General features: G+C 64.1%; 11 protein-coding genes and 1 tRNA gene. 3 read left to right on the top strand and 9 right to left on the bottom strand.

Annotation, left to right across the window (positions count from 1 at the left end):
* Positions 1–68: 68 nt before the first annotated feature.
* From ACFSQR_RS05620 to ACFSQR_RS05610, 3 genes are all read left to right on the top strand, one after another.
* Positions 69–1061 carry a DUF2268 domain-containing putative Zn-dependent protease gene (locus tag ACFSQR_RS05620; protein ID WP_377728640.1) on the top strand — a complete coding sequence of 331 codons (993 nt, stop codon included), beginning with the start codon at positions 69–71 and terminating at the stop codon, positions 1059–1061.
* Between the two features lie 172 nt (positions 1062–1233).
* Complete coding sequence (locus ACFSQR_RS05615) at positions 1234–1728, top strand: YybH family protein (protein WP_377728639.1); 495 nt, start codon at positions 1234–1236, stop codon at positions 1726–1728.
* 108 nt (positions 1729–1836) lie between these two features.
* The gene (locus tag ACFSQR_RS05610; RefSeq protein ID WP_377728638.1) at positions 1837–2328 is read left to right on the top strand and encodes a TspO/MBR family protein; all 492 of its coding nucleotides are present in this window, start codon (positions 1837–1839) and stop codon (positions 2326–2328) included.
* Between the two features lie 136 nt (positions 2329–2464).
* Here the strand turns inward: ACFSQR_RS05610 and ACFSQR_RS05605 are convergent, their stop codons facing one another.
* The 9 genes from ACFSQR_RS05605 to ybgC all read right to left on the bottom strand — a co-directional run bounded on the left by ACFSQR_RS05605 (position 2465) and on the right by ybgC (position 9769).
* Positions 2465–4189 (bottom strand): methyl-accepting chemotaxis protein, encoded by a 1725-nt coding sequence (locus ACFSQR_RS05605; protein ID WP_377728637.1) that lies wholly within the window; start codon positions 4187–4189, stop codon positions 2465–2467.
* A gap of 281 nt (positions 4190–4470) precedes the next feature.
* A tRNA-Lys gene (locus tag ACFSQR_RS05600) sits at positions 4471–4546 on the bottom strand.
* Positions 4547–4705: 159 nt separating this feature from the next.
* Entirely contained in the window at positions 4706–5461 is a 756-nt protein-coding gene (gene ybgF, locus ACFSQR_RS05595; protein WP_377728636.1) for a tol-pal system protein YbgF, read from the bottom strand.
* Between the two features lie 71 nt (positions 5462–5532).
* Complete coding sequence (gene pal, locus ACFSQR_RS05590) at positions 5533–6057, bottom strand: peptidoglycan-associated lipoprotein Pal (protein ID WP_377728635.1); 525 nt, start codon at positions 6055–6057, stop codon at positions 5533–5535.
* 27 nt (positions 6058–6084) lie between these two features.
* Complete coding sequence (gene tolB, locus ACFSQR_RS05585; protein WP_377728634.1) at positions 6085–7347, bottom strand: Tol-Pal system beta propeller repeat protein TolB; 1263 nt, start codon at positions 7345–7347, stop codon at positions 6085–6087.
* A 4-nt stretch (positions 7348–7351) separates the two neighbouring features.
* Positions 7352–8194 (bottom strand): energy transducer TonB, encoded by an 843-nt coding sequence (locus tag ACFSQR_RS05580; protein ID WP_377728633.1) that lies wholly within the window; start codon positions 8192–8194, stop codon positions 7352–7354.
* A 10-nt stretch (positions 8195–8204) separates the two neighbouring features.
* Entirely contained in the window at positions 8205–8639 is a 435-nt protein-coding gene (locus tag ACFSQR_RS05575) for a biopolymer transporter ExbD (RefSeq protein ID WP_377728632.1), read from the bottom strand.
* A 16-nt stretch (positions 8640–8655) separates the two neighbouring features.
* Complete coding sequence (gene tolQ / locus ACFSQR_RS05570; RefSeq protein ID WP_377728631.1) at positions 8656–9339, bottom strand: protein TolQ; 684 nt, start codon at positions 9337–9339, stop codon at positions 8656–8658.
* A gap of 19 nt (positions 9340–9358) precedes the next feature.
* Positions 9359–9769, bottom strand: a complete 411-nt coding sequence (gene ybgC, locus ACFSQR_RS05565) for a tol-pal system-associated acyl-CoA thioesterase (protein ID WP_377729024.1) — start codon at positions 9767–9769, stop codon at positions 9359–9361.
* Between the last annotated feature and the right edge of the window lie 317 nt (positions 9770–10086).

Below are 10086 nucleotides of genomic sequence, written 5' to 3'. Positions count from 1 at the left end.
CTGCTGCTAAGTTGCGAAATCCCAGCAAGTGGATTACGCTTGTGGTCTTTTTAACATCGGACCCCAAGATGAACCGTCTCCTGCGATGCGCGCTGCCGCTGGCTGCAGCCTTCCTCGTCTCCACTACCGCATTCGGCGCCGGCAAGCCGGCCGCTCCGCAGCCGGGCTACCGCGTGATCAACCTCATGCCGGCCTTCTGGGAGTTCTACGGGAAGACGCAGGGCCTCGCGCCCGAAGCGCAGGCCGTCCTGTTCAACCGCATGGTCGCCAGGCGCTATCCGGAGGTGTATGCCGCCGACGTGGTCGGCATCCGCAACGGGAAGCCGCTGGACGACGAGATCGTGCGGCGCTACAAGATGGTGCAGGAGCGGATCGGTTCGCAGATGGACGTGATGCGCGACGTCTCGAACCGCATCTCGAAGGACCTGACCAGGTACGAGACCACCTTCCGCAAGTCGTTCCCGGACCTGGCCTACAGCGGCGACATCTACTTCATGTATTCGCTCGGCGGCTTCGATGGCGGCGTGCGCAACATCAAGGGCAACTCCGCGCTGCTGTTCGGCCTGGACATGATCACCTGGGTGTACGGGAAAGGTGCGAATCCTGAACCGTTCTTCCACCACGAGCTGTTCCACATCTACCACCGCCAGTTCAAGCACAAGGACCAGCCGGAAGGCATCCTGGGCGCGCTGTGGGGCGAGGGCCTGGCGACCTACGTGGCGCAGGCGCTCAATCCCGGCACTGGCGGCGTCGAGATCTTCGGCCTGCCGCGCAATACGCCCGAGCGCGTGCTGGCCGACGTGCCGGGACTGGCAAAGAACCTGCGCGCGCTGCTCGACTCGAAGTCGTCCGACGACTACCGCCGCTACTTCCTCGGCCTCGACGAGAAGGCCGAAGTGCCGTCGCGTTCCGGCTATGTGATGGGCTACCTGGTAGCGAAGAAGCTGGCCAAGCGGCACACGCTGCAGGAGCTGGCGCACACGCCGCTGAGCGAGCTGCGCCCCGAGATCGAGCAGGCGCTGGCCGAACTCGAAGCCGGTGAGAAGGTCACCCTCGACTAATTCCCGGCGATGAGCTGAAGGGGGCTGGCCTACGTGGCACGCTCCGCCTTTGCGAGCCGGAGCGCGACGTCTGTATGTTGCCTGGACAATCAATTCGCGACATACTCGCGCAGCAGGAGCGGCCACACTGGAAGCGCCGCACCGCATCGTCCAACGCTCACAAGGGAATCCCATGAACCTGAAGTCCGCCGCGTGCGTGCTCGCGCTGTCCGCCGCACCTATCCTCGCATTTGCCCAGTCGCCCGCGCCGCAGGCCGCAGCGCCGCAAGCGCCGGCGCTGCCATCGGTGCAGTTGCCGCCGGAGGCCGAGCGCATCCTGCGCGACTACGAAAAACACTGGAGCGCCAACAACCCTGCTGCCGTGGCCGCGCTGTTCGCTGCGGACGGCATGGCCCTTCCGAACGGCCAGATGCCTGCGCAGGGCGCCGCGCAAATCACTGCAGCCTACGCGCGCAACGCCGGCGGGCCGCTGGCCCTGCGCGCGATCGCCTACTCCGAATCGAAGGATATGGCCTACATCGTCGGCGGCTTCGCACAGCAGGCCGGCCAGCCGGACGGCGGCAAGTTCATCATCGTGCTGAAGCGCGGCGCCGACGGCAAATGGCAGATCGCCGCCGACATGGACAACATGAACTCCATGCCGCGCCGCGCCCCCAAGCCGCAGTAAAGGGCAGGGAACGCGGACCGTTCAGGCAAAGACCACGGAGCAGTCTCCGTTAGGGACGGTCCCCCGCGCGCTCTTCCGATATGATCACCATATTGATCGGGAGGGAGCATGGGACAAAGAGGGAAACAGGTGAAGGGCCTGCTGGCCTGGTTCGCGATTACGTTCGCGGCGGCCGGCATCGGTGCGATGGCCTCGGCGGGAGCCGAGAACTTCTACGCGCAGCTGGTGCGGCCGTCCTGGGCGCCGCCCGGTTCGGTGTTCGGCCCTGTGTGGTCGGTGCTCTATACGCTGATGGCGCTGGCCGTGTGGACGGTGTGGCGCATTCGCGGAACGGCAACCGCGCCGCGCACGCTGGCGCTGTTTGTGGTGCAGCTCGTGGTGAATGCGGTTTGGAGCTGGCTGTTCTTCGGCCTGCGCTCGGGCGCCGCGGCATTCGCGGATGCAGTGCTGCTGTTCCTGCTGGTCGCGGCGACCACGATCGCTTTCTGGCGTGTACGGCCACTGGCTGGCGTCATGATGATGCCATACGTCGCGTGGGTGGGCTTCGCGTGCGCCCTGACGTGGAGCACCTGGCGCCTCAATCCGCAGCTGCTGGGGTAGGCGGAGACATACCCCCCTGTAGAAAAGGCCGCATTGCGCGGCCCTGGCATACTCCGGGGGGGTATATCCTCTCCGGACCTGTAATGGCGGATACTCCGGGGGAGTATCCGCTTTTTTTATATCGCCGGCGCCTGCTTCAGAACTCTTCCCATTCCTCGGTAGCGGCTGGCGCTGGTGCGCGTTCGCTCGCGGCCGGACGGGCGGCAGCCTGGCGCGCCAGGCGCTTGGCTGGCGGACGGCGCACCGGCAGGGTCGCCACTTCCGTTGTCTGCGGCGCAGCGGCGGTGGCGCCGGCGCTGGCGGCGCGGCTGGTGCGGCGGCGCTCGACTTTGAAGATGCTGACCAGCTGCGACAGTTCGCCGGCCTGCTGCTCCAGCGATTGCGCTGCGGCGGCGGCTTCTTCGACCAGGGACGCGTTCTGCTGCGTCACGTCGTCCATCTGCGTGATGGCTTGGTTGATCTGCTCGATGCCCGCAGTCTGCTCGACGCTCGCTGCAGTGATCTCGGCCATGATGTCGGTGACGCGCTTCACGCTGTCCACCACTTCGGCCATGGTCGTACCGGCCTGGTTGACGAGGCGGCTGCCCGCCTCGACCTTCTCGACCGAGTCGCCGATCAGTTCCTTGATTTCCTTGGCGGCGTTGGCGCTGCGCTGCGCGAGGCTGCGCACTTCCGACGCGACGACCGCGAAGCCGCGGCCCTGTTCGCCGGCACGCGCCGCTTCCACCGCGGCGTTCAGTGCCAGGATGTTGGTCTGGAAGGCGATGCCGTCGATGACGCCGATGATGTCGACGATCTTCTTGGCCGATTCGTTGATGGCGTCCATGGTCGTGACGACTTCGGACACCACCGCGCCGCCCTTGCCGGCGACGTCGGATGCCGACTGCGCCAGCGAGTTGGCCTGGCGCGCGTTGTCGGCGTTCTGGCGCACGGTGGAGGTGAGCTCTTCGATCGAGGACGCGGTTTCTTCCAGCGAGCTTGCCTGCTGCTCGGTGCGGGCCGACAGGTCCATGTTGCCGCTGGCGATCTGGTTCGATGCCGTGGCGATCATGTCGGTGCCGGTGCGCACCTGGCCGACGATGGAGACCAGGCTGTCATTCATCTTCTTGAGCGCGTCGGTCAGCACGCCCATCTCGTCCTGCGACTTGACTTCGATCTGCTGGGTGAGGTCGCCGGCGGCGATGTGGCCTGCGATTTCGACGGCTTCGTTCAGCGGACGGGTGATCGCGCGCACCAGCCACACGCCGATCGAGATGGCGACGGCCATGCCGAGGATCAGTGCAGCGATACAGGTGTTGCGGATCAGGAGGTAGGTGCTTTCGTTTTCTTCGTATTCCGCCTTGGCCACGCGCTCCTGCAGGCGGATGAGCTCATCCAGGCCGCTGCGCACCGGTGCGATCAGGGAGGCCATCTTGCCGTTCACGAGGACCGTCGCGCCGGCGATATCCTGGCCGCGCACTGCCGCGATGGCCGGCGCCAGGCCGTCGGCCAGGTAGGCCTTGCGGGCGGCGGCGAAACGCTCGGCCAATATGCGCTCTTCGTCCGTCAGCCTGGTCTGCATATAGGTATCCCAGATCTTGCTGATCTGCGGGATGTTGGCCTCTACGCCATTCATCAGCTGGGCGGCCTCGGCCGGGTCGGTCGTCAGGCTGCGCGCCAGCGCCATCTGGTTCTTGTCTAGCAGGCCCATGATTCTGTCGAGCTGGCCGATCGGCACGAGGCGGTCGGCATACATGCTCTGCATCGAGGCATTGGACAGGCTCAGGCTGCCGATGCCGATGAACGCGCCCACCAGCAGCTGGACGCAGAGGAAGGAGAGGACGAGGATGAGGCGAGCCTTGATCGACAGGCTTTTGAACATGATGTGACCTTTGCAGTAGGGCGTGGTGCCCGCCGCCCATTCGAGGCAGCGTTGTTATTAAGAGTCAAATTTGGAAACAGATGTTCCCACTAGTCAATATTACCTGAGCAAGAAGAATTTTTGGTGGCAAAAGAGAGAAACCGTGTGCAGTTTTGGGAACACGGGTCCAGCGCGCTCCGGCGGAGGGGCGATGCGTTGCCGCGGCGCGCGGCGGCGGAGAAATCTGGCGCACAAAAACAAAAACGCCAACCGGTGAAGGTTGGCGTTTCTGTTTCAATTCGTGGTAGGCCGTGCGGGATTCGAACCTGCGACCAACGGATTAAAAGTCCGCTGCTCTACCAGCTGAGCTAACGACCCGAAAGAAGCAAGATTATAGGGGGTGGGGCGGAAGCTGTCAAACCCCTGCGAGAAATTTATCGGCTTTGCGTGGCTGTCGCGCTGAGCCGACTCGGCATGGATCCCACGTTCGCCGGGATCACAGGGCGGCGGCGATGGCCGTCGCCCGTGCCACGCGGATTACTTCAGCGTTTTCAGGCGGTCGGTGGCGGCCTGCGCTGCGGCCGAGTCGGGATACTTGGCGACCAGGTCCTGCAAGGCCTTGCGCGCGCTCTTCTTGTCCTTCAGCTCGGTGTAGCTGCTGGCGATGTTGAGCAGCGCGTCCGGCGCCTTGGCGCTGTCGCCGTAGTTGGCGACCACGTCGCGCTGGGCGGCGATGGCTTTCTTGTAGTCGCGCGCGGCATAGTAGGCGTTGCCCAGCCAGTACTGCGCGTTCGCGGCATAGCCGGAAGCAGGGTAGCGGCGCACGAACTCCGACAGCGCGGCGGCAGCGGCGGCGTAGTCGCCCCCCTTGAACAGCGCCATCGCCGCGTCGTAGGACTTCTGCTCCGAGACGTCGACTTCGGCGGTCTGGCCGTCGATGGTCACTTCGCGCGGTTCGAGTTTTTTGATGCGCGCGTCGAGGTCAGCGTACAACTCGCGCTGGCGCTTCTGGACGTTGGCGATCTCGTTGGCCAGCACTTCGATCTGGCCGCGCAGGCTGGCGATTTCGGCCAGCGTGCGTTCGTTCTGGTTGATGAATTCGAGCGACTGCGTCTTGTCGGCCTTGGTGTCGATGCGCGCGTTCATTTCGCGCACCATGTTGTCCACCTTGGCGCGCAGGTCGATGATGGCCTTGCGTGCTTCGTCGTCGTCCAGGATGCCGGCGTGCGCCGAACTGGCGGCGGCAAAGGCGAGGAACAGGGCGGCGATGCGGGATTTGGTCAGGGTCTTCATGGGCACTCTTTTCAACGTGACGGCAAGCAGTCTGCACTGCAAGCCGCCACGCTGTCAAACAGACTTACGGATTAATACACGATGTCGGCGCGGCGGTTTTCTGCCCATGCCTGCTCGGTGCTGCCCTGTGCCTTAGGCTTCTCTTCGCCCAGCGACACGGCTTCCATCTGCGAGTCGGCCACACCCAGCGCTGCCATCGAGCGGCGGACGGCTTCGGCACGCTTCTGGCCCAGGGCCAGGTTGTACTCGGTCGAGCCGCGTTCGTCGGTGTTGCCCTGGATGAGGATCTTGCGGCCGGTGTTCTTGGTCAGGTAGCCGGCGTGGTTCTCCACCACTGGACGGCCGTCTTCGCGCACGACATAGCTGTCGTAGTCGAAGTAGACGCTGCGCTTGGCCAGTACGCCTTGCGGGTCGTTCAGCGGGTCGGTCGAGCCGGTTTCCACTGGCTTGACGTCGCGGGTATCGGCAACCGGTGCTGGCTGCTCGACTGGCTTTTCAACCACAGGGGTCTCGTCCAGTTTCACTTCTGGCGAGCTGCAGGCTGCGACCATGGTGGCCGTGGCGATGAGGATGGCGATATTTTTAAAGTTTTGCATGATCTTCTCCTAGCGGTTTTAAAAGTCCTACTTCATGAACGGGCCCCAGTTGGGCTCCCGGATCGTTCCTGCGTTCGTAGTCAGGCGCTGCTTTACACGGCCGTCGACCGACACTACTGCCAACGTTTTACGTCGCCCCGCTTCGGTGGCGTACATGATGTACTTGCCGTTCGGGGAAAAACTCGGTTCAGTCGCGTTGTCGGCCAGGCGCAGCTCCTGGCCGGTGGCCAGGTCCATCGCATACAGGCCGTAATCTCCATTGCGCAGCGACACCCAGGCCAGCGTCTTGCCGTCGGAGGAGACGCGCGGGCTGGTGTTGTAGTTGCCATTGAAGGTTACGCGGGTCGCATTGCCGCCGGTGGCGGGCATGCGGTAGATCTGGGGACCGCCGCTGCGGTCGCTCGTAAAGTAGATGTACTGGCCGTCGCTCGAGAACTGCGGCTCGGTGTCGATGCCGGCGCTGTTCGAGACGCGGCGCAGGCCGGAGCCGTCGGCGTTGACGACGTAGATCTGGGTATGGTTGTCGCGCGACAGGGCGACTGCCAGCTTGCTGCCGTCCGGCGACCAGGCGGGCGCGGAGTTGTTGCCCTTCTGGTTGACGACCACGCGGCGGCCGCCGGTGACCAGGTCCTGCACGTAGATGATGGGCTTTTTCTGCTCGAACGAGACGTAGGCGACCTTGGTGCCGTCCGGCGACCACGATGGAGAGATGATCGGTTCGTTGGAGGTGACGGCGACCTGCGTGCCTTCGCCGTCGGCGTCCGCGACCTCCAGCTTGTACAGGCGGTTCGCGCGGTTCTCGTTGACGTAGGCGATGCGGGTGGCGAATGCGCCGCGCACGCCGGTCAGCTTTTCGTAGATGTCGTCGGCGATCTTGTGGGCCGCCAGGCGGGTGTAGCGCGCCGCGGTGGACTGGCCCATCGAGGACAGTTCGCCGCTGTTGACCGCGTCCAGCAGCTTGTAGCGCACGTCGTAGCGGCCGTCGGCCAGCTTGGACACGCTGCCCACCACCAGCGCGCGGGCGCCGCGCGCCTTCCATTCGTTATAGTCGACCGCGGAGGTTTCGGAGATGACGCGGCCCGCGTCGATCACCTTGAACACGCCGCTGCGCTCCAGGTCGGCCTTGATCACGTTCGATACGATCGCAGGGGCGATGGCTTCGTCGGCAAAGCTGGCCACCGCGACCGGGATCTGGGTGCTGCCCACGCCGGAGATCTCGAAACGCAGCTGCGCATTCGCCGAAGCGGCGACAATCGCGCCGCACAGGATCAGGCCTTTTGCAAAATTCATGTGTTCATTCCTTTAGTCTGAAGATAGGCTCGATCGTCCGTTCGACCGTGCCGTTCTTTTTCTTCGGCAGCGGGGACGATGCGGTGATCGCCTGTTCCACTGCAAGGTCATACTCGGGTATTCCACTGCTCTTGATCTTCCTGAAGCTGATGATCTCGCCGGTCGGCAGTTGCTCGATCCGGTACACCGCGCGCGGGTCGCCAGGCACATCCCGGTTGCCGCCGTAGATGATGTTGCCCTTGATCTTGGCGGTCAGGCTGGCGATGTATCCCGGGTCGCTCTTGGGCGCGGCCGAACGCGCGGCCGTGCCGCTGCCGCCGCTGCCGGCAGCTTCCGTCAGGCGGCGCATCTCTTCGTCGCGCAGCGCCTTGAGCTGCTTTTCCTCGGCCGCCTTGGCCTTGGCCAGCTTGTCGGCCTTGAGCTTCGCTTCCTTCGCCAGTCTTTCCTTCTCGAGCTTTTCCTGCTGTTCCTTCTTCAGCTGTTCCTGCTTGGCCAGCTGCTCGGCCTTCTTGCGTTCATCTTCCTTGCGCTTCTTTTCGCGTTCCAGCGCGATGTCCGGCGGCGTCTGGGCCACCGGCTCCTCGACCTTTTGCGGCGGCGGCTCAGGTTCCGGCTCCGGCTTGACCTCCGGCTCGGCCTGCACCGGCTGCGGCAGCGGCGCGGCCATTTCGGGCGTCACGCTCCATACTTCCGCTTCCATCGCCACTTCCTCGGTGGCCTGCCACTGCGTGCCGAACCACAGGAAGAACAACAGCCCGGCGTGCATCACCACCGCCAGCACGATGGCCGACAGGCGGGACGGTTCCGGCGGCACCTGGTAATGGCTGCCTGCTACTGCGCTTGTCATCGCTCGCTACTCACTTCGTCGCCAGGCCGACGCGGTTGATCCCCATTTTCTTCGCTTCCGAAATCAGCTGGATCACCTCGTCGTACTTCACGTCCTTGTCGCCCGAGATCATGACCGGGAGTTCGGGCTGCTCGTCATGCAGCGCGCGCAGGCGCTGCACCAGCGCCGGGCGGTCGTCCACCGTCTCCAGCGCGCGCGGGTTCTTGCCGTTGATGGCGATCGACAGCTGGTTCGGCTGCACGATCACCTGGATATAGTCGTCCGGCGGCTGCGCCGAGCGCTCCGCCTTGGGCAGGTTGATCACGGCCGGGCTGTTCGACGGCGGGATCGCCATGAAGATAATCAGCAGCACCAGCATCACGTCGATGTACGGCACGACGTTGATCTCGGACTTGAACTTCCTGCGTCGTCCGCCGCGAAGGCTGCTGGAGAAGGAACTGGCCATGGCTGTCGTCCCGTCCTTAGCGCGACTGGCGCTGCAGGATGTTGGAGAACTCTTCGACGAAGCTCTCGAAGCGCGTGGCCAGGCGGTCGATGTCGTGCGTGAAGCGGTTGTACGCCACCACCGCAGGGATCGCGGCGAACAGGCCGATCGCGGTCGCGATCAGCGCTTCGGCGATGCCGGGGGCGACCACCATCAGCGTGGCCTGCTCGACGCTGGCCAGGCCGCGGAAGGCGTTCATGATGCCCCACACGGTGCCCAGCAGGCCCACGTAAGGGGACACCGAGCCGACCGAGGCGAGGAAGTTCAGGTGCAGGTCGAGCGCATCGAGCTCGCGCTGGAAGGCGGCGCGCATCGCACGGCGCGCGCCATCGAGCACGGCGCCGGTGTCGAGCGCGTCGCGCGCTGCCTGCTTGCCCTTGATGTACTCGCCCATGCCCGCCTCGAAAATGCGTGCCAGTGCGCCGCCGTGTTCGCGCGAACTGCTCGCGTTCTGGTGCAGGGTGTGCAGGTTACCGCCTGCCCAGAAGGTCCGTTCAAACTTTTCGGTCTGGTTGCGCGCGGCGCGGATCGCAAACAGCTTACGGAAAATATAGGTCCAGCTTACCAGCGAAAGGCCAAGCAGCAGCGCCATGATCAACTGGACGATCAGGTGCGCATTTGCAATTAATTCGACAAAGGACAGGTCTTGGGCTGCGTTCATTATTAACGTTTCTGGGTAATCAAATGTGAGCGGCGCGCATGGCGGCTGCGGCCGTGTCGGGCAGGCCACGCGGGCGCAGGGTGGCGGCGTCCACGCAGCCTACTTTGACGCGGGCACTGGCCAGGAGCTGCTCGCCGCACCACGCTTGCTGCAGGAACTCGACCGACGCGCGGCCAAGCTTCTCAACCTGCAATGTTAATTTTAGTTCATCATCCAGCCGCGCCGGCGCATGATAGTCCACCGCGGCACTGCGCACGACGAAGATGGCGCCGGCCTCGCCCGCCAGCGACTGCTGCGATATGTCCACGGAGCGCAGCCACTCGGTGCGGGCGCGCTCGAAAAACTTGAGGTAGTTTGCGTAGTAAACGATGCCACCGGCGTCCGTGTCCTCGTAATAGACCCGGACTGGCCAGTCGAAAGCTGAAGGCATGTCAATTGCCATAAGTGAACTTGTGAAACATTTTACGCGATTTTCCACAGAGCTATGTACGTCACCGAACATAGCAGGGTCATCACTTGTAGTTATGGGTTGTTCTATGTGCAAGCTTTACAGCGAAGCGGGCTCAGTAGAGCTTACCGGATGGCAAATCGCCAAGGTTTGTAACATTCCCTAACATTTGGGGTAGTGGCGATACATTCGCCATCCCGGCGAAGGCTGGGGCCCATGCCGGACTTCCGAAGTGGCCCAGACGCTAACGGCGCGCCGCCTCAGCATGGATCCCTGCCTGCGCAGGGATGACGTTGACG

The organism is Pseudoduganella sp. GCM10020061, assembly GCF_042683405.1.
GTDB lineage: Bacteria > Pseudomonadota > Gammaproteobacteria > Burkholderiales > Burkholderiaceae_D > Telluria.
The sequence above is the reverse complement of the archived record's forward strand: the minus strand, read 5'-3'. Positions and strand labels throughout refer to the sequence as shown.

Excerpts from the sequence above, each read along its gene's own strand:
- ACFSQR_RS05610 (WP_377728638.1), top strand. The coding sequence starts at position 1,837 with ATGGGACAAAGAGGGAAACAGGTGAAGGGCCTGCTGGCCTGGTTCGCG.
- ACFSQR_RS05580 (WP_377728633.1), bottom strand. The coding sequence starts at position 8,194 with ATGACAAGCGCAGTAGCAGGCAGCCATTACCAGGTGCCGCCGGAACCG.
- ACFSQR_RS05605 (WP_377728637.1), bottom strand. The coding sequence starts at position 4,189 with ATGTTCAAAAGCCTGTCGATCAAGGCTCGCCTCATCCTCGTCCTCTCC.
- ACFSQR_RS05615 (WP_377728639.1), top strand. The coding sequence starts at position 1,234 with ATGAACCTGAAGTCCGCCGCGTGCGTGCTCGCGCTGTCCGCCGCACCT.
- tolQ (WP_377728631.1), bottom strand. The coding sequence starts at position 9,339 with ATGAACGCAGCCCAAGACCTGTCCTTTGTCGAATTAATTGCAAATGCG.
- ACFSQR_RS05575 (WP_377728632.1), bottom strand. The coding sequence starts at position 8,639 with ATGGCCAGTTCCTTCTCCAGCAGCCTTCGCGGCGGACGACGCAGGAAG.
- ACFSQR_RS05620 (WP_377728640.1), top strand. The coding sequence starts at position 69 with ATGAACCGTCTCCTGCGATGCGCGCTGCCGCTGGCTGCAGCCTTCCTC.
- ybgC (WP_377729024.1), bottom strand. The coding sequence starts at position 9,769 with ATGCCTTCAGCTTTCGACTGGCCAGTCCGGGTCTATTACGAGGACACG.
- pal (WP_377728635.1), bottom strand. The coding sequence starts at position 6,057 with ATGCAAAACTTTAAAAATATCGCCATCCTCATCGCCACGGCCACCATG.
- tolB (WP_377728634.1), bottom strand. The coding sequence starts at position 7,347 with ATGAATTTTGCAAAAGGCCTGATCCTGTGCGGCGCGATTGTCGCCGCT.
- ybgF (WP_377728636.1), bottom strand. The coding sequence starts at position 5,461 with ATGAAGACCCTGACCAAATCCCGCATCGCCGCCCTGTTCCTCGCCTTT.